17 protein-coding genes and 1 pseudogene are annotated in these 24,372 nt (G+C 37.8%); 10 read left to right on the plus strand and 8 right to left on the minus strand.

The features are described 5' to 3' along the window. The first annotated feature begins 479 nt into the window (after positions 1-479). The gene (locus U8D43_RS18875) at positions 480-1,697 is read left to right on the plus strand and encodes a DEAD/DEAH box helicase (RefSeq protein ID WP_335872719.1); all 1,218 of its coding nucleotides are present in this window, start codon (positions 480-482) and stop codon (positions 1,695-1,697) included. A 238-nt stretch (positions 1,698-1,935) separates the two neighbouring features. Next, the gene (locus U8D43_RS18880; protein ID WP_335872720.1) at positions 1,936-2,118 is read left to right on the plus strand and encodes a hypothetical protein; all 183 of its coding nucleotides are present in this window, start codon (positions 1,936-1,938) and stop codon (positions 2,116-2,118) included. Between the two features lie 541 nt (positions 2,119-2,659). On the opposite strand, the gene adhP is transcribed toward U8D43_RS18880, so the two are convergent. Next, positions 2,660-3,676, minus strand: a complete 1,017-nt coding sequence (gene adhP, locus U8D43_RS18885; protein WP_335872741.1) for an alcohol dehydrogenase AdhP — start codon at positions 3,674-3,676, stop codon at positions 2,660-2,662. 445 nt (positions 3,677-4,121) lie between these two features. Then, positions 4,122-5,678, minus strand: a complete 1,557-nt coding sequence (locus U8D43_RS18890; RefSeq protein WP_335872721.1) for an ABC-F family ATP-binding cassette domain-containing protein — start codon at positions 5,676-5,678, stop codon at positions 4,122-4,124. Between the two features lie 156 nt (positions 5,679-5,834). On the opposite strand from U8D43_RS18890, the gene U8D43_RS18895 reads away from it, so the two are divergent. After that, positions 5,835-7,124 carry an ATP-binding protein gene (locus U8D43_RS18895; RefSeq protein WP_335872722.1) on the plus strand — a complete coding sequence of 430 codons (1,290 nt, stop codon included), beginning with the start codon at positions 5,835-5,837 and terminating at the stop codon, positions 7,122-7,124. A 174-nt stretch (positions 7,125-7,298) separates the two neighbouring features. On the opposite strand, the gene U8D43_RS18900 is transcribed toward U8D43_RS18895, so the two are convergent. Beyond that, positions 7,299-7,493 (minus strand): YgaP family membrane protein, encoded by a 195-nt coding sequence (locus U8D43_RS18900; protein ID WP_335872723.1) that lies wholly within the window; start codon positions 7,491-7,493, stop codon positions 7,299-7,301. A 296-nt stretch (positions 7,494-7,789) separates the two neighbouring features. Here U8D43_RS18900 and U8D43_RS18905 point away from each other — a divergent pair, with 296 nt between their 5' ends. Next, complete coding sequence (locus U8D43_RS18905) at positions 7,790-8,434, plus strand: NAD(P)H-binding protein (protein WP_335872724.1); 645 nt, start codon at positions 7,790-7,792, stop codon at positions 8,432-8,434. Between the two features lie 79 nt (positions 8,435-8,513). On the opposite strand, the gene U8D43_RS18910 is transcribed toward U8D43_RS18905, so the two are convergent. Continuing rightward, a complete protein-coding gene (locus tag U8D43_RS18910) occupies positions 8,514-9,380 on the minus strand; it encodes a TetR/AcrR family transcriptional regulator (RefSeq protein WP_335872725.1) in 867 nt (288 codons plus the stop codon). 191 nt (positions 9,381-9,571) lie between these two features. On the opposite strand from U8D43_RS18910, the gene U8D43_RS18915 reads away from it, so the two are divergent. The 3 genes from U8D43_RS18915 (at position 9,572) to U8D43_RS18925 (ending at position 16,211) form a co-directional block, all read left to right on the plus strand. Next, on the plus strand, positions 9,572-12,670 hold the full coding sequence (locus tag U8D43_RS18915) for an efflux RND transporter permease subunit (RefSeq protein ID WP_335872726.1): 3,099 nt from the start codon (positions 9,572-9,574) through the stop codon (positions 12,668-12,670). A 276-nt stretch (positions 12,671-12,946) separates the two neighbouring features. Continuing rightward, positions 12,947-14,275, plus strand: a complete 1,329-nt coding sequence (locus tag U8D43_RS18920) for an oligosaccharide flippase family protein (RefSeq protein WP_335872727.1) — start codon at positions 12,947-12,949, stop codon at positions 14,273-14,275. 64 nt (positions 14,276-14,339) lie between these two features. Beyond that, positions 14,340-16,211, plus strand: coding sequence for a terpene cyclase/mutase family protein (locus U8D43_RS18925; protein ID WP_335872728.1), 1,872 nt, complete (start codon positions 14,340-14,342; stop codon positions 16,209-16,211). A 521-nt stretch (positions 16,212-16,732) separates the two neighbouring features. Here U8D43_RS18925 and U8D43_RS18930 read toward each other — a convergent pair. After that, entirely contained in the window at positions 16,733-17,455 is a 723-nt protein-coding gene (locus U8D43_RS18930) for a TspO/MBR family protein (RefSeq protein ID WP_335872729.1), read from the minus strand. Positions 17,456-17,619: 164 nt separating this feature from the next. On the opposite strand from U8D43_RS18930, the gene U8D43_RS18935 reads away from it, so the two are divergent. From U8D43_RS18935 to pflA, 3 genes are all read left to right on the plus strand, one after another. Beyond that, positions 17,620-19,392 (plus strand): M3 family oligoendopeptidase, encoded by a 1,773-nt coding sequence (locus U8D43_RS18935; RefSeq protein WP_335872730.1) that lies wholly within the window; start codon positions 17,620-17,622, stop codon positions 19,390-19,392. A 484-nt stretch (positions 19,393-19,876) separates the two neighbouring features. Continuing rightward, positions 19,877-22,102 (plus strand): formate C-acetyltransferase, encoded by a 2,226-nt coding sequence (gene pflB, locus U8D43_RS18940; RefSeq protein ID WP_335872731.1) that lies wholly within the window; start codon positions 19,877-19,879, stop codon positions 22,100-22,102. An 18-nt stretch (positions 22,103-22,120) separates the two neighbouring features. Further along, positions 22,121-22,858 (plus strand): pyruvate formate-lyase-activating protein, encoded by a 738-nt coding sequence (gene pflA, locus U8D43_RS18945; RefSeq protein WP_335872732.1) that lies wholly within the window; start codon positions 22,121-22,123, stop codon positions 22,856-22,858. Between the two features lie 80 nt (positions 22,859-22,938). On the opposite strand, the gene U8D43_RS18950 is transcribed toward pflA, so the two are convergent. From U8D43_RS18950 to U8D43_RS18960, 3 genes and pseudogenes are all read right to left on the minus strand, one after another. Continuing rightward, positions 22,939-23,094 carry a hypothetical protein gene (locus U8D43_RS18950; RefSeq protein WP_335872733.1) on the minus strand — a complete coding sequence of 52 codons (156 nt, stop codon included), beginning with the start codon at positions 23,092-23,094 and terminating at the stop codon, positions 22,939-22,941. A 192-nt stretch (positions 23,095-23,286) separates the two neighbouring features. Beyond that, complete coding sequence (locus U8D43_RS18955; protein ID WP_335872742.1) at positions 23,287-23,751, minus strand: peptidoglycan-binding domain-containing protein; 465 nt, start codon at positions 23,749-23,751, stop codon at positions 23,287-23,289. 45 nt (positions 23,752-23,796) lie between these two features. Beyond that, positions 23,797-24,297: pseudogene (locus U8D43_RS18960) on the minus strand (peptidoglycan recognition protein family protein); the annotation flags it as partial. Positions 24,298-24,372 lie beyond the last annotated feature (75 nt).

Here is a 24,372-nt window from a genome sequence, read left to right on the forward strand (position 1 = left end):
TCTAAAATAGCATCCATAACCATCTCATCCTTTGTATAATGCTAGGTCATACATTCTTGAGCTTGTATTTTTATACACGTGCTCATGGCAACAATAGGCGATACTCATGAATGTACTAGATCGGTTTCGTAAACGGGGTTTTATTCACCAAAAAAGAGGCGACCTCAGACCTGCATTAACAGGATGAACAGTTTAATGCATCATTAAACCGCTAGACCCCATTTTCATTCATTGCGGTGTCTGACAGGACATGGGGTTTCGTATACATTGTTTCTTTGAGTTTAAAGTAATAAAATTTTTGATAAGAGTCTTTAAAAATGGTGTTTCTGCGTTTGTTTACTTGACGTTCAAATCTTTCTCCTCTAGCATAAAAATTATCAACATATACAGAGAGTATGGGTCCCATAGTTTTATTTACGATAAAACATGGTACACTATGACTAATAAAGAGCTAGGTAAGAATAGAGAGGAAATGTGAAATGAGCGAAAATGTAACAATGAATTGGTCAGTATTGAAGGAGTTTAAGCCTTTTTTACAAGCAGCATGGAAGCAGTCTGAATTTCCTAAACCAACAAGTATTCAATCTGACGCCATTCCAGCCATTTTGGAAGGAAAAGATGTCATATGTGAATCGCCAACTGGAACAGGAAAAACACTAGCCTACCTAATGCCAATTCTTGAAAAAATTAATCCTGAAAATCAACAAATTCAAGCGGTCATATTAGCCCCTTCGCGGGAATTAGTGATGCAAATACACGGTGAAATTCAAACGTGGACAAAAGAGAGTGGTATAAAAAGTGCTTCATTTATCGGTGGGGCAAACGTTAAAAAGCAAGTTGAGAAGCTGAAAAATCGTCCTCAAGTGATCGTCGGTACAACCGGACGAATTCTCGAGCTAATTAAATCTAAGAAAATGAAAATGCATGAAGTAAAAATGATTGTTGCCGATGAGGCCGATCAGCTTACCTTACCAGAACATCGCAAAAGCTTACAAGAAATTATTAAAACGACATTGAAAGATCAGCGTCAGTTGTTGTTCTTCTCTGCAACAATTGGGAAAGAGACGGAGCAAATCGCGCAAGAACTGATGGACTCTCCTGCGTTAATTAAAGTCCAGCACTCGAAAGAAGATAAAGAAAATGTCAATCATCTTTATCTCGTCAGTGAACAGCGGGAAAAAATCGATACTTTAAGAAGTGTTCTACACACAGTATCTGGGAAAGTCCTTGTGTTCATCAATGATGTACAAAAAGTAGGAGACGTACAAACCAAGCTCGGATTCCATAAAATTGATGTTGCTGTGTTAGACGGGGGAGCCAAAAAACAAGAAAGAGAAGCTGCTATAAGGAAATTCAGAAATAATGCGGTTTCTATTTTACTAGTGACGGATTTGGCTGCGCGTGGCCTAGATATATCAGATGTCTCTCATATTATTCAATTAGACATTCCTCGAGATTTTCATCAATATGTGCATCGCTCTGGACGAACAGGCAGAATGGGTGCCAAAGGACAGGTTATTTCCATTGTGAGTCCACAAGAAGAGCGTGATATTAAGCGGTTTTGCAAGCAATTAGGTGTGAAGGCTGACAGAAAAACCCTTTATAGAGGGAACTTGATCGAAGAAGAAGTGAAGAAAGAAGAAAAAGCTAATAGCACTTTCAAGAAAAAAACAATGCATAAGAAAAAGAAGAAGTAGTCTTCACTAAAAGCTCTTTTTGAATAAAATTGTGTTATTAAATCTCTCATTTTGTGGAAGTATCCATTTTGAAGAGATATCAAAGCGTATAGACTGGTAAGAAAAGCAACACTCTTTGCGAAAACAGCCTTATTAAAAAAGTAGCGCTGAATATTCTTAATATTTGATATGATTGTTAACAATCAAAGATCATGCAAATGAGGATATAAGTGAAAAAACATTAATGGAGGCGGGACTAATGGAAGGTGTAGCTTTTTGGGTAACAGCTATTGGCGGTATCCTATCTTTTGGAGCTTTTATTTGGTATTATGCGTCGCTGGGTAAAAGGATTTCAATTGAAGAAAAAGAAGCGGAAAGAGATTTGACATACGAAATCAACCCGTTTACAGGTTCATCTAAAGTTCAAAAAAAAGGAAAATAATCTTACTTGGTTCAGATTAACTTGATAACAACAACAGACCAATTTTAAGTAAAATGGATTTTTTTAGAAAAATGAGCTTCTTTGTGACTTTGAACGTGAAAAAGCTAGAAAAATGGTGACTGAATTCAATTCTATACTTTTCACTTTTTTTTAGAATGTGATAAGCGTCATGGAAAAGTGAAAAACAATGTAATAGGCACTTAAGTTATGAATATTGAAGTGAAATAACAAAGAATATGGAAAAGAGAGAATCCGTTATGGATTCTCTCTTTAATTATGACTCTTTTCGTATACATTGTGGTTATTTCATCATATTTTGATTAAACCTTCCATTTCACTGTTGATTTCCATCAAAAATAGACGGGTCCCTGGGCGAGCCACTTCCGCTTTTCGTGTGTCCAGCTGCAGTGGCTAGGGACTCGGGCATTTGTCAGCCCACTGCGTGAAGCAGGCTTCACTGCGTGTTCTGCCAGATGCCTGCCGTCCCTGGGCGAGCCACTTCCGCTTTTCGTAATTGCGAAAACAGCCTTAATTATTTAACTCATTCGCCTAATTTAAGAACCACTCGACCATTGATATCCCCATTAATCATTCGATCGAATACTTCGTTAATTTTTTCTAGAGGTTGTACTTCAATGATTGTTTTTACTTTTCCTTCAGCTGCAAATTGTAGCGCTTCTTGAAGGTCTTTTCTAGTACCAACGATAGAACCAATGACTCTAGTTCCGTTTAGAACCGTATCAAAGATTGGAATTGGCATTTCTTCTGGTGGAAGTCCTACAAGAACACAAGCTCCACCACGACGAATCGATTTATAAGCTGATTCAAACGCTGGTTTTGAAACTGCTGTTACCACCGTAGCGTGCACTCCGCCAACTTTTTCTTTGATGAAATCAGCTGGGTTTTCTTTTTGTGGATTTACGACAAGGTCTGCACCTAGCTCTTTCGCCAATTCTAGTTTGTCATCGCCAAGGTCTACAGCGACTACATTTAGACCCATTGCTTTTGCGTATTGAACGGCAACATGTCCTAAACCGCCAACACCGTAAATGGCTACCCATTCACCTGGTTTAGCTTCTGTTACTTTTAATGCTTTATAAGTTGTTACACCTGCACAGAAGATCGGTGCAGCTTCTTCGTATGATAAATTGTCAGGTACCTTCACAACATACGAGGCATCCGCTTTGCAATATTCTGCATAGCCACCGTCAACTGAATAACCTGAGTTTTGTTGACTTTCACATAATGTTTCTTTACCACTTAAGCAATATTCACATTGCCCACAAGCAGAATATAACCAAGGAACACCAACACGATCGCCAATTTTTAAATGAGTAATACCTTCGCCGACTTCTTCAATCACGCCGACTCCTTCATGTCCTGGGATAAGAGGAAGCTTCGGTTTGACTGGCCAGTCTCCGTGAGCTGCATGTAAGTCTGTGTGACAAACTCCACAAGCTTTTATATGAACAAGAACTTCTCCTGCACCAATCGTTGGTTTTTCAACTTCTTTTACAGATAATTGATCTTTAAATTCATTTACAACAGCTGCTTTCATCATCATAAATCCCCCTAATAGATAATAAGTAAAACGCTTACTGATAGTGTAAAAGGTTTGAAGTGGATGAGCTGTGATAAAAATCACATTCTGATATATTTTTTACTATATGTGATAACTTTCACATTATATAATTAATTCAATATCAAAACGTATTCCTTGCTAAGAAAATGAACACGAGGATGGCAAATATAAGAGTTTTTTGTTGTAAGAAGGCTGGCTCCGCAAAATTTGTTGCTTTCAAGCCAGCCTAAAACTTCTGATATAGCTTTAATTCGTGGCATTTTTCGTTTAGTTTGATGGGAGTCAACAGCAAAATGAAGGATTCCATCATAATTGAGCTGAAATTGCAACAATGGATATGAAAAAAGCTTTTGAAGAAGACGATTTTCCTGTTAAACGTGCATAGAAAAAAGGACTAGCCAAAGAGGCAGTCCTTGAAATATTAAAATACCTTTGTCGTCCATTCTTCACAATTCCAAATATCTGTTATAATATCTTGATAAAATTCAGGTTCATGTGAAATCAGAAGGATGCTTCCTTTAAAAGCTTGAAGTGCTCGTTTTAACTCAGCTTTTGCATCAACGTCTAAATGGTTGGTGGGCTCATCTAGTACGAGTAAATTGGTTTCGCTATTAATAAGTTTGCAGAGTCGAACTTTCGCTTTCTCCCCACCACTTAACACCTCTACCTTGCTTTCAATATGCTTGGTTGTAAGTCCACATTTTGCTAAAGTAGCGCGGACTTCATATTGAGTCATGGAAGGGAATTCGCTCCACACTTCTTCTATACAAGTATTTTGACTTTTCGATTTCGTTTCTTGTTCGAAATATCCAATATGAAGGTAATCACCACGTTCAACTGAACCTGAAACTGGTTTAATTTCGCCTAAAATGCTCCGAAGCAACGTTGTCTTTCCGATTCCGTTTGCCCCAACGAGTGCGATTCGTTGTCCACGTTCCATACGGAGATTTAACGGGTTAGAAAGAGGTTGATCATACCCAATAACGAGATTCTTTGTTTCAAATATGACCTTACCAGATGTTCGTGCCTCCTTGAAGCGGAATTCTGGTTTAGGCTTCTCAGTCGCAAGCTCAATAATATCCATTTTGTCTAATTTCTTTTGTCTTGACATAGCCATATTTCGAGTCGACACACGGGCTTTATTCCGGGCAACAAAGTCCTTTAATTCCGAGATTTCTTGTTGCTGTCGTTTGAAAGCAGAATGAAGCTGTTGCTTTTTCATTTCATAAACTTTAAGAAAATCATCATAATCTCCAACAAAACGGTTTAACTCTTGGTTTTCCATATGGTAGATTAGGTTGATGACACTATTTAAAAATGGAATATCGTGTGAAATTAATACGAATGCATTTTCGTATTCTTGCAAATAACGCTTGAGCCATTCGATATGTTGCTCATCAAGGTAGTTGGTCGGCTCATCGAGAAGCAATATTTCTGGCTTCTCCAACAGAAGCTTAGATAGCAATACTTTCGTTCTTTGACCACCACTAAGATCGTGAACGTCACGGTCTAGACCAATGTCGGTTAAACCTAGACCGCGCGCAACTTCGTCTATTTTGGCATCAATAACATAGAAATCATTATTTGTTAACATATCTTGTAAAGTTCCTGTTTCTTCAAGCAACGTTTCAAGTTCTTCGGGAGATACATCACCCATTTTGGCAAACAGTTCATTCATTTCGGTTTCAACATCAAATAAATACTGAAATGCAGTTTTAAGAACATCCCGAATGCTAGCTCCTTTTTCGAGAATGGCATGCTGATCTAAGTAGCCTACGCGAACTTTTTTAGACCAGTCAACTTTTCCCTCATCAGGTTGAAGCTTTCCGGTAATAATATTCATAAAGGTTGATTTACCTTCGCCATTTGCTCCAACAAGACCGATATGTTCCCCTTTTAATAAACGAAAGGAGACATCATTAAATATGGCGCGGTCACCAAATCCATGACTTAAATTTTTTACGCTTAAAATACTCATATAGTGCACCATTTCCTTTTTTGTTGATGAGTCCATTATAAAGAAAATGTCGAAATTTTTCCATGTTTCACTATCAGTTGTCAGAGACTACCACTTTTACATAATCCGGGTGCTTAGAACTTATACTATTTTCATGAATGAAAAGGAGTTACTAAAATGAACAAGGCAAGTATGATTGCTATAAGAATTTCGTTACTGTATAGCCTGTTTGGGGTTTTGTGGATATTTTTATCCGATAAAATTACATTGATTTTAGCACATGACGATATGATGCTACTTATGTTCTTGCAACGATATAAAGGATGGGTGTTTATTGTGTTAACAGGAGGTTTAATATATCTTCTGATTTTTAATTCTGCAAAGAGACTCATTCGATCCCATTATGAATTAGAAGAGAAGGAACAGCAGCTCGAACGAAGCAAGCAGCATTATCAGTCTTTATATAATCATAATCCGGATGCTGTTTTCGAATTAGATCCAAAGGGAAGAGTGAAGTCCATTAACCCAGAAGGTGAGAAGATTCTTGGGTTTTCAAAAGATTATTTAAAGCAGAGAGACGTGATTGAGCTAATTGGTGAGAGCTCAAGAGAAGATATGAAAAAACATTATCAAAAAGCAATTCAAGGACTTCCTCAGAAGTTCGAAACAGTACTTCAAAATGGTGATCAGCAGAAAATTCTACTGCGGACCTCGTTAATTCCAATTATAGTTCATGAGCAAGTAAAAGGAGTATTTGGTATTGCTCGAGATATTACAAGGCTTCGCGAAAATGAGAAACATATGATTCGCTCTGAAAAAATGGCGGTGATTGGTCAATTAGCAGCCGCTGTTGCGCACGAAATCAGAAACCCCTTGACTTCATTGAAAGGGTTTGTTCAATTAATGCAAACCACAAAAGAGGTGAATGAGGATCATTTATCGATTATGTACTCAGAAATTGAACGGATTAACCTGATTGCAGGAGAAATGCTTATTTTAGGCAAGCAAGAAGATGTACGCTTTAAAAAAAGAAACATTTCGGAGATTTTGGCTCAGGTGATGGTCTTAATGGAGGCACAAGCAAATTTAGATACTGTCACATTAGATTTAGAAAATCGAGCAAAAGAAGATCTGTGGGTTATGTGTGATCCCAATCAATTGAAGCAAGTATTAATTAATATCATAAAAAATTCACTAGAAGCTATTCCGGATCATGGTCATATCTCTATCGAGTTGAATCAAATAGATAAGGAAGTCGAGATACGTGTGAAAGACAACGGGGTTGGCATTAACACGGAAAGACTAACTAGATTAGGTGAACCATTTTACTCAACTAAAGAAAAAGGTACTGGACTTGGGCTTACAGTTAGTTACCGAATTATTGAGCAGCATTATGGTTCTCTCAAAATTGAAAGTGAAAAAGGAAAAGGAACAGTTGTGATTATCTGTCTGCCACTGACTGAATAATGTACATAAACTTTTTCCTGGTTAGTATAGTAAAGTTTTTATCAGGTGAGATTCAATATTACATTTAGAATAAAACAAGGCTTGAAGAATGAGAAGTTAAATCAAGTCGTTCTTTAACGAAGAAATAACTAAACAAAAGAGAGGGAGCAGTGAGCTTCCTCTTTTGTAATTCTGCTATTTCACTTTGCAGGTACTGGTTCCCACTAAAGAATATAATGGACAGAATCTCACAAAAGCAGTTAAAAGTGGAATGATACCAATTAGAGATAGATATTTTAGGTTCCCTTCAAGGAGAAAAAATAATGAGAAAAGAACTAATGCTAATACAATTCGAATTATTCGATCAGTTGCTCCTACATTCGTTTTCATACCTACACCCCATTTCTTTTCTATATCTTATCGTAATATGTAAACAAAAAGATGTAGCAATTGTCACAAATTTTTGAAACTTCACTGGATTCGATTCATATATAACTAGAGAAAGAAACAGGAAGTACATTACGCAAAAGAAGCTTCAGTAGGTTTCATTATTTCTGACTTACTTTTGGAAGCTAATTGCTCATCTTTCCTTTGCTAGTGATTTAAGCAAGTCTTCATGACTAGACAATTTTTCATTCTTTCCTGATAATAAAGGGAAGAGAACACCAAAAGGAGACAGAGAATTCATGAAGAGTGCATTAGTCGTCGGAGCAACAGGTTTAGTTGGGGGAGAAGTAGTCAATCTTTTATTAGAAAGCACAGAATATGAATCTGTTACCGTTTTAGTGAGAAAAGAAATCAATATTCAACACCCAAAACTGATAGTGAAAGTGATCGATTTTCTTCATTTGGAAACAGAAGTTCAAGACAAGTACGATGACGTATTTTGTTGTTTAGGGACCACCATCAAGAAGGCGAAAACAAAAGAGAAGTTTATTGAAGTGGATTTCACCTACCCTGTCCAACTTGCCAAACGAACGAAAGAGCTTGGTGCTAAGCAATTTTTAGTGATTTCGGCGATTGGTGCCAAGTCATCTTCTCCTTTTTTTTATAGTAAAGTAAAAGGAGAATTAGAAGAGAGTTTAAAGAAGGTAAATCTGCCTTCTTTGAAAATTTTTCGACCTTCATTATTAGTAGGAGAGCGTGCTGAATTTCGCTTAGGCGAAAAAATGGGCGAGATTGCAGGGAATATTTTAAAACCATTTTTGCAAGGTTCTCTTCGAAAATACCGTAATATCCATAGTGATAAGGTAGCGGCAAGTATGTATGAAGCGGCACTTGAACAAGAAATGATCGCAGTGAAAATTTATGAATCAACCGATATGCAGTGAGTGTGAGTTCATAGCTATATAAGATAAAAAACGGCTCTTAGTATTGTACTAAGAGCCGCTTCTTTTTGGGTTTAAAAGGTTAGAGTTGATCAAGACTACCAATAAATTGACTTATGAGCATTTTTACTTTGTTCCAGTGTTCATCTTCAAAGTTTGTAAGCATGCCTTTAAGAACCATTTTTCGCGGTTTTTCTTTGTGTAGTTCATCCAAAATCACTTGAAGGGTTTCATATGCTTCATCCTGTTTATCTGGATCTAACTGTTGCTCTACAGCTTCTAGATACATGAGTAGTCCTTCTTTTGTAACAGACGAAGTGGTGAGACAGTCAATAAAGTTTAAACTATCTTCCCTGAGTAGTGGTTCTTCAATTTCTTGTAAGATACCTTTGACGAGATCATCCATTCTTCTTAAAAGAAAATGTGCGATCTGCTCCGAATTAAAGGATACATGTTCAAAGATAATTAATTCAATATACGCTTTAAATATTCCTTGCATCATGAGACAAAGATCCATTAAATGTTTGTCAACATTATTTCCATAAATAGAAGAAATAGTTTGTTGGTAAAATAAGAACTGTTTCATTCTCATATTGCGTAAAATATTTTTGATTTCTACTGAGAAAGGAATCGCTCTTTCACGTACTTGCATAATGATAAACTCTTTATGCTGTTCGAGTTCTTCTATTTGTGCTTGGACTTGTTTAATAAATGTTTCTCTTGGAGGCAAGTCTTGTACTTCTATATCAAGTATCTTTTGTTGAATCTGTTTTGAATGAAGTTCAAATATTCCAATCAAAAGTGCTTCCTTAGATTTAAAATGTAAGTAAAAAGCACCTTTAGAAATACCGCTTTCTTTTGCAATTTCTTGAATAGATGTAGCGTTGATCCCTTTTTTTGCAAATAACTTCATGGCGGTTTCAATAATAAGCAACGCTTTTTCTGTCATTACCCCACCTCTTCTCCTTCATTAGCAATAGGTGTTTTAAAGAATTTATTTATATTATGACTGGGTGGTCAGTTAAAGTAAAGATATTCTTAGAATGTTCACAGATTAATCCATTGACTACTGACCATTTAGTCATTATTATTAAATAGAAGGTGACTAAGTGGTCATATTAAAAAGGAGGAATAGAATACGTGAATAAATTAATCAATTTTAATTTGAAAAATAAGTTTGCTGTTTGGTTAATTACTATCATTATTACAGTAGCAGGATTATATTCAGGTTTCAATATGAAGCTTGAAACATTACCTGATATCAATACCCCATTAATTACCGTAACAACAATCTATCCAGGGGCGACACCAGAAGAAGTAGCGGATAAATTGTCAGAACCGATTGAGAAGAAGATTCAAAATTTAAATGGAGTGAATGTGGTTAGCTCCTCGTCATTTCAAAATGCTTCTGTGATTCAAGTAGAATACAAGTTTAGTAAAGACATGGACCTCGCTGTAGATGAGGTAGAAGATCAGTTAGCTGATTTAACATTACCAGAGGGCGTCGAGGCACCGGATGTATCACGTTTAAGCTTTAATGCTTTCCCAGTGATGTCTTTTAGTGTTTCTAATGAAAGCGAGACACTAGCCTCTTTAACGACGACAGTAGAAGAAGAATTAATTCCGACGCTGCAAGGCCTGAACGGGGTGGCGAGCGTCGAGATTTCTGGTCAACAAATTGAAGAAGTTCAACTTGTCTTTAATCAAGAGAAATTAGCTGAACTCGGGTTAAAAGAAGAAACTGTTAAAGGAATGATCCAGGGAGCAGATATCTCGTTTCCTTTAGGGTTATATACGTTTAGTGATACACAAAAATCGGTTGTATTAGACGGAAATATTAGCACGTTAGAAGATTTGAAAAATGTACAAATTCCTGTGATCGGTGGGGCAGAACCAAGTGGCCAAACTGGTACAGGTGAAGCACCTCAGGCACAACAAGCTCCTGCACAGTTTGAAATCCCAACTATTTCTTTAGATGAATTAGCGGAAATTGAGCTAATTGGAAAAGCAGAATCAATTTCCAGAACCAACGGAAAAGAGTCCATCGGTGTCCAAATTGTCAAATCTGCTGATGCTAATACGGTGGACGTGGTGAACTTAGTCAAAGAGGAATTAGAGGAATTTGAAGAGCAAATGAAAGGCTCAGAAGTCATCACAACATTTGACCAAGGAGAGCCCATTGAAGAGTCTGTTAGTACGATGCTGAGCAAAGCACTTTTCGGGGCGTTCTTTGCGATTATTATTATTCTTCTGTTCTTGCGAGATATTAAGTCAACCTTAATCTCTGTCATTTCTATTCCGCTTTCGTTGCTGATCGCTATTTTGGTCTTACATCAAATGGATATAACGTTAAATATTATGACACTTGGTGCAATGACAGTAGCCATAGGGCGCGTCGTGGATGACTCTATCGTTGTGGTGGAAAATATTTACCGACGGATGACGTTAAAGGATGAAAAGTTATCAGGAAAAGATTTAATTCGTGAGGCAACGAAAGAGATGTTCGTACCAATCATGTCCTCGACAATCGTAACGATTGCTGTTTTCTTACCACTTGGATTAGTGGAAGGAATGATTGGGGAATTATTCTTGCCGTTTGCGCTAACAATTGTTTTTGCCTTATTAGCATCTTTATTCGTGGCGATTACTATTGTGCCGATGCTTGCACATACCTTGTTTAAAAAAGGAATGAAGGCAGGACATCAAGAGAAACCAAGTCGATTAGCTGGTGGGTACAAAAAGATTCTGACTTGGACATTAAATCATAAAATTATTACTTCATTAGTTGCCGTTGGTATGTTAGTGGGAAGTTTATTCTTAGTCCCAATTATTGGCGTTAGCTTTTTACCGTCTGATGAAGAAAAAATGGTGATTGCATCGTTCAACCCAGCGCCAGGGCAAACACTGGATGATGTCGTAGTTATTGCTGAGCAAGCACAAGTCTTCTTAGAAGAACGCTCAGACGTCGAAACGATCCAATATTCAGTTGGCGGAGAAAATCCAATGAATCCTGGAGCATCGAATCAAGCGCTATTCTTTGTAAAATATAACGAAGATACCGAAAATTTCAGTGAAGAGAAAGAAGCGGTAATTCAAGATTTACAAGAACTTACTGATACAGGTGAATTCGCATCTCAAGATTTCTCTGGAGCTGGAAGTAGTAACGTGATTAAATACTTTGTATATGGAGAACAGTTATCGGATATTGAGCCTGTTCTAGCTGAAATCAAAGCGTTAATGGAAAAAGAAGATACATTCCGTAATGTCGATACAAGTATATCAGACACCTATGAAGAATATATGTTGGTGGCGGATCAGGAAAAATTAAGTAAGTTAGGTCTTTCCGCTGCGCAAATTGGTATGGAAATTAGTCAACAACGTCAACGTTCAGTCTTTACAACAGTGGAAAAAGACGGAGAAGACGTCAATGTTTATATTGAAATGAAAAAAGAACAATATGCTTCTATTGAAGACTTAACGACGAAAACCATTATGTCTCCATTAGGAATAGAAGTATCTATTTCAGACGTCGTTTCTGTTGTGGAAGGTAAAACGAGTGACACGGTGACACGACGTGATGGACGCTTATTTGTTGAAGTGAGTGGCGAATTAACGACGAAGGATGTCGCGAAAGCGTCTCAACAGCTTCAAGAAAAAGTAGAAGAACTCGATATTCCATCTAATGTAGAAGTGAATATGGGCGGAGTGACAGAAGATATCCAAGAATCATTCAAACAGCTTGGCCTTGCTATGCTAGCAGCCATTGCGATTGTGTATTTAATTCTTGTCATCACATTTGGTGGTGCACTTGCTCCATTTGCGATTCTCTTCTCATTACCATTTACGATTATCGGTGGGTTAATCGCCCTCTTAATAGCTGGTGAAACGTTGAGTATCTCAGCTCTAATTGGTGCATTGATGCTGATTGGAATTGTGGTAACGAATGCGATTGTGTTAATTGATCGGGTGATTCACAAAGAAAACGAAGGATTATCAACCAGAGAAGCCTTGTTAGAAGCAGGTTCAACTCGGCTTCGTCCAATATTAATGACCGCGATCGCAACCATTGGTGCATTATTCCCACTTGCACTTGGAATTGAAGGAAGTGGGCTTGTCTCACGTGGACTTGGGGTAACCGTAATTGGTGGGTTAACAAGCTCAACCTTGCTAACGCTTGTGGTCGTTCCGATTGTGTATGAAACATTGAGCAAATTTAAAAGAAAGTCGAAAAAGAACTAAGATATCTACGATTGAGCAAGAGGAGAACTTTTAGATGTTTTCTTCTGAATAATCTTTGAAAAAGGAGATCCTTACGGATCTCCTTTTTTTCTATGCCTCTAGTGAGTGATATTCCAGGAGAGGTTCGTACATCATAAGCGCATGATTTTCAGAATTATATTCATTAAATGGTTGAATCGGTCAAATCGTTTCACTATCTCTTTCATTTTCTACATCTAAATGTACGGCTTGTCTCATATGTTGAAGATAGAGAACCAATTGAAGAGGTGTGAACAGATGAAAAGATTATTTCAAGGAATTCTTCTCTTAACAGTAGCGGCATTTTTAGGAGAGTGTTTAGAGTTTTTCATTAATATGACGTTAGCTAAGCAATTAGGAGAAGAAGGTTTAGGTCATTACATGTCCATTCTTCCTATCATCTTTTTTATTGTCATTATTGCTTCGCTGGAGTTACCAGTGTCATTGTCAAAAGTGATTGCAGAAAATGAAAGAGAGTACCACAAAAGCACCTTGCTTTATACGATGAAATGGACGATTGTCTTAACGAGTTTTTTTGTGACAATTGGGTGGCTAGTCTTTACCGTGCTACCTCTTTTTTCATCGTATCATCCACTTGTTAGATGGCTGATGGTATTGCTTATCCCTATCGTCGCGTTTTCTAGTTTGAGTAGAGGCTATTTTATGGGGATTGGCAAGTTAGGGAAAATCGCTTTTTCAAATTTTTTACGAAAAGTTGCGCAGCTTCTGTTGTTGGTGCTTGTTTTTCGTTTTTATGATTTTAGTAATGAAGCAGCTCTATTTGTTGCCCTCTGTATATTAATTGCTTCAGAATCAGCCGTTTTTCTCTATTTAATACAGGCTTATTTTCTTCACTGGAAAAGTTTCAGGGGGTTAAAGCATAAACACATCAATCCTCAAGAGGTTGGTAAGGCTCTATTAGCGGTGAGTGTACCGACAACCTTTTTGCGTGTGTTTCATGCCGTTTCACATGCCATTCAACCCTTCTTAATTAAAGCAACTCTTATCCAACATGGGCTTCAACCATCACAAGCTACCGAACAATTTGGGCTGCTAGCAGGAGTCGCCATGACGATTGGCTTTTTCCCTGGTTTTATTGCTCATTCCTTATTGGTTGCTTTAATTCCTGCCGTTTCAGAAGCAGTATCAAAAGATAATCGGAAGAAAATTTTGATGATGCTAAAAAGTGTGTTATGGGGAACGACGGCCTACAGTATTCCGGTGGTGCTCATTTATTATTATTTTGGAGAATCATTAACGAACATGTTTTATACGAATACAGAGGCGACACGCTATCTGCAATTATTATGGCCTTATTTCCTGATTCACTTCTTTGTTCTCCCTCTGCAAGCATTTTTAATCGGATTCGGTCTCGTTAAAGATGCACTTTATCACACGATATGGGCGACTATCGTTTCTTTTACGGTGTTATATGTATTAGGCTCCAAAACTGATCTCGGAATGAGTGGTATTATTATCGGTTTGAATACTGGTGGATTGCTTTTATTACTGTTACATCTCTATACGTTAAAGGTAAAACTCAAAATTTCTACACCCTGGGGGGGAACATTTAATCGATTTTCATAAGCAGCTTGGCTATTGAATAAATAGAAAAGAGAACTTTAATCCTAACACATAAGGAGGACAAGACTTGAAGGCGGAAGCAAAAGAGGAGATGTCGCGTCTTATTAAGGTTTTGCAAAAAAAACAGGGAAGTGACGGGTCATGGGATTTCCCATTTGATACAGGAATAAAAACAGACGCTTACATGATTATTTTGTTGCGTTCTTTAAAAATAAAAAAATATGAATCTCTCATTCAAGACCTGGTGGGGCGGATTGAAAGCCGGCAAGATATGAGCGGAGGCTGGAAACTATTTCATGATGAGAAGCAGCCAAATCTCTCGCTAACTATTGAAGCTTACTATGCGCTATTATATTCTGGTTATTGCTCAGACCAAGATCATAATATAACTATGGCAGAAGATGTCATTCGGAAAGGGGGAGGTATTGATAAGGCAGATATGTTTACGAAGCTTACACTAGCGATAACAGGGCAATATTCATGGCCTTCGTTTTTCCCCATTCCAGTAGAATTCATGTTGCTGCCCCCAAGTTTTCCAATCAATTTCTTTGATTTATCTGTTTTTGGTCGTGCCAACTTAGCGCCTTTATTGCTATTAAGCGAAGCGAAGTATCAACGGAAAACGAAAAAATCCCCAGATTTATCTTCCTTGTTACTAAGAAAAGGTACCGATGGTTGGAAGGAATACCGAACGAGTGAGTGGAGCACCTTCTCTAGTCATATTCAGCAAGGAGTCCGTTCTCTTATTGGGTTACCATGGGAACTTAGAAGAGTCGCCAAGCAAAAAACGAAAACCTATATGTTAGAGAGAATCGAAGAAGATGGAACCTTGCTCAGTTACTTTAGCTCTACCTTTTTTATGATTTTTGCTCTTCTATCATTAGGGTATAAACGAACCGATATAACAATCCAAGAAGCTGTAAAAGGACTACTGAAGATGAAGTGTACAATACATGGCTATCCTCATATGCAATACACAACAGCGAATGTTTGGAATACCACGTTGATTAGTCATACCTTGCAAGAAGCAGGAGTGAATGAAAATGAGTCGGTGGTCAAAAAAGCAAACGAGTATATTATGAAGCGGCAACATGTTTTGTACGGCGATTGGCAGATTAATGCAGATGGCTCGTTACCTGGTGGATGGGGGTTTTCTGATGTTAATACGATCAATCCTGATGTCGATGATACGACTGCTGCGTTACGAGCCATGGCAAGTGGTGTCTATCAAGACCCCTCCTTCCACGCCGCCTGGTCAAGAGGTATTGCTTGGATTTTAGCGTTGCAAAACGAGGATGGTGGTTGGCCGGCATTTGAACGGATGGTAAACAAAAAAGTGGTTCACCTTTTACCTATACAAAAACCTGAATTTTTACTCACAGATCCTTCTACCCCCGATTTAACAGGTAGAACACTTGAGTATTTAGGTAATTTTGTTCATTTAAAAAAGCCATATACCTTAATTGATAAAGGGAAGAAGTGGTTGTATTTGCATCAAGAAAATGACGGGTCATGGTATGGGCGATGGGGGATTTGTTATATATATGGAACATGGAGTGCTTTAACTGGCTTAATGGCTGTCGGTGAAAGGAGAGATAAACAAGCGATTCAACGGGCTGTTACATGGTTGAAAAATATTCAAAACCCAGATGGAGGTTGGGGAGAATCCTGCAATAGTGATATCGAAAAAAAATATATACCATTAAAGAAAAGTACCCTCACACATACAGCCTGGGCATTGGATGCCTTAATTTCAGTTGAAAAAGAAAGTAGTGAAATTGATCGAGGTATCCATTATTTAATCAAATATGGTGAAAAGGAAGATTGGACTACATCGTATCCGAAGGGCCAAGGAATGGCAGCGAGTTTTTATATTCATTATCATAGCTACCAGTATATTTTTCCGCTATTGGCATTAAGCCATTACGTAAAAAAATAAGTACTTCTACCGAGGGCACTGAAAAAGTCTAATTAAAGAAAAATAGGAGCTAATTACCTACTATATGTAGATAGTTAACTCCTTTTATTTACTGTATGTTGATAAAAATACCTGCTAATTGTTCAAAGTGAACACTTTTTCAGTGGCCTCACTTCTACCGAGGTTTTTTTCGTATTAATTATGGCTTTTTTATCTAATTCTCAGTGGAATACTCGACTATGAGATGAATTTGAAAAAATAATAGATGAAAAGATTCGGGACACCTATACATTTAACCAATTAAATATTACTGGAAAAAGTATCATTCTTTTCTCAAATGGCTTTACTGTTCAAAAAAACTAGCAAATGCTAGTTTTTTTGAACAGAATGAAAGAGAGGGTTTTATATGGTTTTTAGTCCAGCTCCAGGCGCCATCGGCTCGAGGTCATAAGTCAAGCCGTCTAAAAGGTCAAAGAGCAACCTTTCAGCCGTCTTGTCTTATGCATGTCGCCGATAAACGGGCGCCTTGCGCTTTTCTTACACTAACGCTTTCTAAAGTAAATTAGCAATGAGAGAATTAGGGTCGTTACGGCTAAACCATAAGCTGTTGTGGTAATTGCAGGTTCGAGGTCTTGGTTTTTTACTCCGATGCCAATAAATGCCCAGACAAAAACAAGTGGATACAACCAGTCCTTTTCTCGAGTAGTAAAGAAAATGGCTAAAATCGTCCCTGTAAATAATAAAATAATCGTCCATGTAATATCAGACAATCCCCAGCCACTCCACTCATAGAATTCTAGAGTGAAACTGATATTCGCAATGGTGGCAACGCTAATCCAACCAAGATAAAGAGAAAATGGAGCGATATCTAAAAAGGACGGATCACTTCTCTTTGCATTACCATAAAGGGCAATGAGTGTGAGGAGTAAGGAAATCATGATAACGACCGAGAGTGTAAAATAGTTATAATGCCATAAGAAAATCCAGGTGGAATTTAATAAACAGCTAAGTACAAACCAAACACTAGTACTTTGATAAAGTGGCAGGTTACGTCGGCTTTTAGGGAATTGTCGCAGTACCCACAGCCCAAGCAGTAAATATATCAGTCCCCAAATACTGAAAACATAACCAGCGGGAGTGAACAGAACTTGTACTTTGTCCGATATCTCACCTGTTGTTTGACCGTTGAGCGGTAAGGCGTTGGCTAAAAAGTTGACAATGACCACTAGAAGATAGGCCAAGATGTTTAAGACTAACTTCACCATCTAGATCCTCCTCTTGTTAATAGATTTCTTCTAATTACTATTCCACAAGGTTTTGCTCTATAACCCTTACTGAAAAAATTGTCCTCTTCAGGTACAATACTAACTAGAGGGTTTTCCTTCAAAAACTAGAATACATAAAAAGAATCATAAAAGGAGGATGTATATTGACATACAAAGAGGTTTGGGACTTAGAAGAATTTTTTCCAGGTGGAAGTGATTCGGCTTTATTTCGAGAGCATATGGATGATTTGGAAGAAAAAATAATGCTCTTTACGGAAAAAGAAAATCTGTTCAATTCTCCAACAGCAAAAAACGTGTTGGAAATGATTGAACCAGCAACGAATGTCATGCTTCATTTGCGCCAAGCTGGTGCATTCATCGGCTGCCTTCAAGCCCAAAATATGAATGACCGCAAAGCAGATTCTCTTCGCGGTGAATTGACGTCAATGAGTGCTGCGTTTCAAACGAGCTTTAATTCGTTTCAACAAAAGCTTGCTCAGACAAATGATGATGATTGGATTAACTTGGTTCAAGATGAAAGATTAAATGAATTAAGCTTTGTATTAAATGAGTGGCAGACGAAAGCAAAAGAAAAGCTTTCAAATGAAGAAGAAGCATTAATTCAAGCTCTAGCTGTCGATGGTTATCATGGATGGGGAGAGATGTATGACACTATTGTTGGATCGATGGAAATTGAAGTAGAGGTAGACGGGGAAAGTAAACGTCTATCAATAGGCCAAGCAAATAATCTTTCAAGTCACAGTGATTCTAAGGTTCGTCAAGAAGTAATGAAGAAGCTAGAGTCCGCTTGGCAAGAAAAAGAAGAGCTGTTTGCACGTACATTAAATCATCTTGGAGGCTATCGTTTACAAGTTTACAAGGCGCGTGGGTGGAACGAAGTATTAAAAGAGCCATTAGGCTATAATCGCATGCAACAAGAAACTCTAGATGCTATGTGGGGAGCTATTAGTCAATACAAGGATGCTTTTGTCGGTTATTTAAACCGAAAAGCAAAGCTATTAGGGAAAGATAAATTATCGTGGTCAGACTTAGATGCACCGGTCTCTACAGCTACAAGCGAAATGACGTTTGACGAAGGAGCTCACTTTATTCAGAAGCACTTTCGCAAATTTGGCCCAGAGATGGCAGATTTTGCGAAACAGGCTTTTGAAAACGAGTGGATTGAAGCAGAGGATCGCCCTGGAAAGCGCCCAGGCGGGTTCTGCACCCTTTTTCCATTAAGTGAACAATCACGAATTTTTATGACGTATTCTGGATCGATGTCGAATGTGGCAACTCTTGCACACGAACTCGGTCATGCCTTTCATTCGTATGCCCTACGTCCGATGCATACTCTAAACCGTAATTATGCAATGAATGTAGCCGAAACCGCCTCAACATTCGCAGAAATGATCGTAGCTGATGCGGCTGTAAAAGAAGCAACGACTGAAAAGGAGAAAATCGCCCTTGTGGAAGATAAGTTACAGCGGAGTGTCGCTTTATTTATGAATATCTATGCTCGCTTTTTATTTGAAACAAAATTTTATGAAGAGCGTCGCCAAGGGATTGTTTCCGCCAAACGATTAAATGAATTGATGGAGGGTGCGCAGAAAGAAGCCTACGGTGAAGCATTAAGCGATTATCATCCTCATTTCTGGGCATCTAAATTACATTTTTATATTACAAGTGTGCCATTTTATAATTTCCCTTACACTTTCGGTTACCTTTTTTCATTAAGCATTTATGCAAAAGCGCTTGAAGAAGGAGAGGGGTATGAGGAGAAGTACATGAATCTTTTGCGTGATACCGCCGTTATGAATGTAGAAGAGCTGGTTATGAAACACTTAGGTGAAGATGTAACGAAGCAGGCATTCTGGGAAAAAGGCGTTAAGCTATGTGTGGAAGATGTAGAAGAGTTTTTAAGATTAACAAAATAAGCTAAAAATAAGGCGCTAGGGGAGTTGACTCTAGTGCCTTATTTTTAATGAAAATACTTTCAATAAGCTGAATGAAACTGATTTACATAAATTAATCTAAAGAATTTACACAAAAACATTTGACTCCAAGCGTTGTTCAAATTCACCATATTTTTTCTAATTGGATAGACCCCCTAAACATTTTATGGAGCCCATGTAATTCTTTAGTTTTAGTAGAAGACTTTCTTCCTGAAGATTGCTGATTTTCGTAGTATCTTTACGTACATTCAGCTTACAAAAAATATTCATTTCAAACAAAACCTCTGAAATAGAATCTTTGCTCAATAGTTCACAAAATTGTCAGGACCAATAAACCCGTATCTAGCAGCGATTTGAACGTTTCAAGTGGATTTGGTGTGAGATAAATCACATCCTTTTATTGGTCGAAGTTTTATCGTGAAGATAAATCAATATGTTTCATCATTAATTAAAGGAAGTGGTTTTGATGTATTGGGAAGGATTTGAAAAAAGTAAGTGGACAGAAGAAATTGACGTTAGAGACTTTATTCAACGCAATTATTCTCCATATGATGGAGATGATACTTTCTTAGCAGGACCGACAGAAGCAACGACAACCTTATGGGAAAATGTGATGGCATTAGATAAAGAAGAGCGAGATCGTGGTGGCGTTTGGGATATGGATACGAAAAAGGTTTCCACCATCACTTCTCACGGTGCAGGTTACTTAGATAAAGAATTGGAAAAAGTGGTTGGCGTCCAAACGGATAAACCTTTTAAGCGTTCTCTGCAACCGTTCGGAGGAATTCGAATGGCAAAGGCCGCTCTTCAGTCCTATGGATATGAACTTGATGAAGAAGTTGAAAAAGTATTTAGTGATTACCGCAAAACGCATAACCAAGGAGTATTTGATGCTTATTCACCTGAAATGATGATGGCTAGAAAAGCAGGTATAATTACAGGTTTACCAGATGCCTATGGTCGAGGAAGAATTATCGGTGATTATCGCCGGGTAGCACTATATGGTGTTGATTTCTTAATTCAAATGAAAAAAGAAGATATGAAAACGCTTGGCGAAGAGGTTATGATTGAAAATGTTATTCGCGATCGCGAAGAGCATGCAGAACAAATTCGTGCTCTCCAAGAATTGAAAGAGCTTGCAACCATTTATGGATTTGATATTTCAAAACCAGCAACAACTGCAAAAGAAGCTTTTCAATCTCTATATTTTGCCTATTTGGCTGCTATAAAAGAACAAAACGGTGCGGCAATGAGTCTTGGTCGTGTATCTACTTTCTTAGACATCTATATTGAAAGAGATATCGAAGCAGGTAGATTGCAAGAAGAGGAAGCTCAAGAACTAGTGGATCATTTTATTATGAAGCTTCGTTTAGTGAAGTTTGCTAGAACACCAGATTATAACGAGCTATTCTCTGGAGACCCAACTTGGGTAACAGAAGCAATCGGTGGAATGGGAATTGATGGACGTTCACTAGTAACGAAAAATTCTTTCCGTTTCTTAAACAGTCTAACCAATTTAGGAGCTGCTCCAGAGCCTAACTTAACGGTATTATGGTCAACGAAATTACCAGATAATTTCAAGAAATATTGTGCTAAAATGTCCATTGAAACAAGCTCGATTCAGTATGAAAGCGATGACTTAATGATTTCTGATTACGGTGATGACTATGGTATTGCTTGCTGTGTATCAGCAATGAGAATCGGGAAGCAAATGCAATTCTTCGGTGCAAGAGCGAATTTAGCGAAGGCATTGTTATATGCCATTAATGGTGGAATGGATGAAAAGTTAAAAATCCAAGTCGCTCCACAATTCGCTAAAATTGAAGGAGAATACCTTGAATTTGACGAAGTAATGGAGAAGTATGATCAAGTAATGGATTGGCTAGCAAAGCTTTATGTTAATACGCTAAATGTCATTCATTATATGCATGATAAGTATTCATACGAGCGGATTGAAATGGCGTTACATGATCGTGATATCCTTCGTACAATGGCGAGTGGTATCGCTGGCTTATCTGTTGTTGCTGATTCCTTAAGTGCAATTAAATATGCTAAAGTTAAGGTGATTCGTGACGAAGATGGTGTTGCTGTTGATTATGAAGTAGAAGGAGAATATCCTCAATACGGAAACAATGACGATCGAGTTGACGAGCTTGCGGTTGATCTTGTCAAACGTTTTATGAATAAACTAAAAACGCATCAAACCTACCGTAACTCTGTCACAACGATGTCCATTTTAACCATTACAAGTAATGTCGTATACGGCAAGAAAACAGGTAGCACACCTGACGGACGTGAAGCAGGTCAACCATTTGCACCAGGTGCGAACCCATTACATGGTCGCGATAAAAAGGGTGCTCTTGCTTCATTAAGCTCAGTTGCTAAAATACCTTACAGCCATTCGCAAGACGGTGTTTCCAATACATTTAGTATCGTTCCAAAAGCTTTAGGAAAAGACGATGATACACAGCAACGAAATCTTGTTGCATTACTAGATGGATATTCTGTTAAACAAGGACATCACTTGAATATTAACGTCTTCAATCGTGAAACCTTACTTGACGCAATGGACCACCCAGAAAATTATCCACAGTTAACCATTCGTGTATCAGGGTATGCTGTAAACTTTATTAAACTAACTAGAGAACAACAAATAGACGTCATTAATCGTACATTCCATGAAATGATGTAAAAACGGGAGCTGACTCATATGCAATACCAGAATTGTATTCACTCAACTGAATCCCTTGGCACCGTAGATGGACCAGGAATTCGCTATATCATCTTCACTCAAGGGTGTTTATTAAGATGTAAATTCTGCCATAATCCAGATACATGGGATATCGGTAAAGGAAAAAACATCGCCATTCCAACATTAATATCGGAAATCAAAAGCTATTTACCGTTTATCCAGGCTTCAGGTGGTGGAGTAACGGTGAGTGGGGGAGAGCCTTTATTGCATTTAGATTTTCTCTTTGATTTCTTTACTGAGTGTAAGAAATTAGGGATTCACACATGTATTGATACCTCTGGTGGCTGTTATAGTGAGAAGCCCCATTTTCAAGAAAAGCTAAAAAGAGTGTTGGAATTAACTGATCTCGTTTTATTAGACTTAAAACATGAAGATGACAATCAGCATAAAGAATTAACGGGACTTAGCAATGAAAATATTAAAGATTTTGCAATATATCTAGACAAAATGGGAATGCCAGTATGGGTCCGCCATGTTCTTGTTCCAGGTCATACAGACAATCCTGAAGACCTCAAGAGACTTGGAGCGTTTATCGGCACATTATCAAACGTAGAAAAAATTGAAATTCTTCCTTACCATACATTAGGTGTTTATAAGTGGGAAAGTTTAGGATTAGAATATCCTCTTAAGGGTGTTGAAACACCGAAGGAAGAAGCGGTCGAAGAAGCGTATAGACTACTTGAAATGGGTCAATAACACTTAAAGCCACCAGGTTTTCCTGGTGGCTTTTAATTTGGCTGATTTCGCAAAGAGTGTTGCAAGCGACAAGAACAGTTTTAGGAAAAAGGATCTTCTGAGTCAGGCTCAGGCAATACATCTACTCGTTTACTATCATCACTGTCTAATGTTTGTCGAAGGTAATAAAAAAATGTCCAAGCAAAAAAACCAATAACCATTAACATTCCTACCGTAATCACCCAATAATAGGCCATGGTCATGCCTCCCTCCTTATAAACACATATATGCAAAGAGGCACAGGTTCTTTCCCGTTTTTTTGATTTTCTTTTATGCTTCTGTCTTAGACAGTAGGGCTTTCTTCGCAAAGTTTGTGGCTTTTCATATCCGTTAATAATCTATGATATAGCCACAATGTATACGAAAAGAGCCTTAAGAAAATAGCCTAATCAATTCAATTCCCTTTCCAAAATTAATTTAGTTTTACGACCAAAAACCCCGTCATTATCGAGCTCTTCAAATCTTGTTTGGAATTTTCGAACAGCAGCTTCTGTCAGTGAACCATAGATTCCATCAATATATGTGGAATCAATGCCCATGGATTTCAGAGCTCTTTGGATGTTTCTCACTCCTTCTCCTTCGTCGCCTAATCCAAAAGTAGTATCAGGCAGTGGATAAGATATGCCCTGTTTGGATGAAAGGACTTCCTTAAGCTTCGTTAATGTTTGAGGTCCGGCCAGTCCATCAACAAGTAATTTTTGCTGAAGCTGAAACTTTCGTACCGCTCCTTCAGTTTCATCTCCAAATTCTTCATCAACTCCATATTTGGGGAGCGAGTAACCAGCTTCAATAAGATTGGTTTGTAAATCCTTAACCTCTTTGCCTGAGTCTCCATTACCTAATACTGAAATGATCCCAACGTTTGTGGACTTAGGAAAATAGGTTTGAGTAGCTTTTTTGACGTCTGAAACAAACTGCGACCAAGAAATCCCCTTGCGATTTAGTGCATTTTGGGGGTCAGACCTTCTCGCAGGATCTAGAGTACTATGTGAGACAATATCTTTATTTGGATCTAAATGGAACTTATCAGCTAAATAGGCGTGATACCAAACATAGCGATTATAAGCTTCCCTAAAATTGATGCTACCTCCCCAGCATAGTTCAATCCCGATGGCATGATCATTTGCCTCTGCACCGTAAAGCCTATTATCTGTAGAAACATCATAGCGAACATGCCAAGCTTTTTCAGAAATAGGGATTATTTCTAAAATAATCTGATCATCGATAAAGGTATGTGCCGAAGCATTTGGTTGAACGTTTTGAAAGTAGTTTCGATTAACATAAGCGGTAGATCCAGGATTTCCAGTATCATGACTGACAATAAAAAGAACCTTTCCTAGCCGGGTTCCAGGACGAGAATTACCAACAGAAATATAATCTCTTGAAATAGGGTATTTCATGAAATCACTCCTTATTTTTAACTATCTTATTACTATATGAGACTATTGGGAGGAGGGTATTTTTAAAAGTGTATT

The organism is Bacillus sp. 2205SS5-2 (assembly GCF_037024155.1).
Taxonomy (GTDB): Bacteria; Bacillota; Bacilli; order Bacillales; family Bacillaceae_K; genus Bacillus_CI.

What these genes read in the sequence shown, in the direction of transcription:
- U8D43_RS18900 (WP_335872723.1), bottom strand. Translation starts at nt 7,493, where the DNA reads ATGAAAACGAATGTAGGAGCAACTGATCGAATAATTCGAATTGTATTA.
- U8D43_RS18905 (WP_335872724.1), top strand. Translation starts at nt 7,790, where the DNA reads ATGAAGAGTGCATTAGTCGTCGGAGCAACAGGTTTAGTTGGGGGAGAA.
- U8D43_RS18895 (WP_335872722.1), top strand. Translation starts at nt 5,835, where the DNA reads ATGAACAAGGCAAGTATGATTGCTATAAGAATTTCGTTACTGTATAGC.
- U8D43_RS18875 (WP_335872719.1), top strand. Translation starts at nt 480, where the DNA reads ATGAGCGAAAATGTAACAATGAATTGGTCAGTATTGAAGGAGTTTAAG.
- U8D43_RS18910 (WP_335872725.1), bottom strand. Translation starts at nt 9,380, where the DNA reads ATGACAGAAAAAGCGTTGCTTATTATTGAAACCGCCATGAAGTTATTT.
- U8D43_RS18930 (WP_335872729.1), bottom strand. Translation starts at nt 17,455, where the DNA reads ATGGTGAAGTTAGTCTTAAACATCTTGGCCTATCTTCTAGTGGTCATT.
- U8D43_RS18950 (WP_335872733.1), bottom strand. Translation starts at nt 23,094, where the DNA reads ATGGCCTATTATTGGGTGATTACGGTAGGAATGTTAATGGTTATTGGT.
- U8D43_RS18880 (WP_335872720.1), top strand. Translation starts at nt 1,936, where the DNA reads ATGGAAGGTGTAGCTTTTTGGGTAACAGCTATTGGCGGTATCCTATCT.
- U8D43_RS18890 (WP_335872721.1), bottom strand. Translation starts at nt 5,678, where the DNA reads ATGAGTATTTTAAGCGTAAAAAATTTAAGTCATGGATTTGGTGACCGC.
- pflB (WP_335872731.1), top strand. Translation starts at nt 19,877, where the DNA reads ATGTATTGGGAAGGATTTGAAAAAAGTAAGTGGACAGAAGAAATTGAC.
- adhP (WP_335872741.1), bottom strand. Translation starts at nt 3,676, where the DNA reads ATGAAAGCAGCTGTTGTAAATGAATTTAAAGATCAATTATCTGTAAAA.
- U8D43_RS18920 (WP_335872727.1), top strand. Translation starts at nt 12,947, where the DNA reads ATGAAAAGATTATTTCAAGGAATTCTTCTCTTAACAGTAGCGGCATTT.
- pflA (WP_335872732.1), top strand. Translation starts at nt 22,121, where the DNA reads ATGCAATACCAGAATTGTATTCACTCAACTGAATCCCTTGGCACCGTA.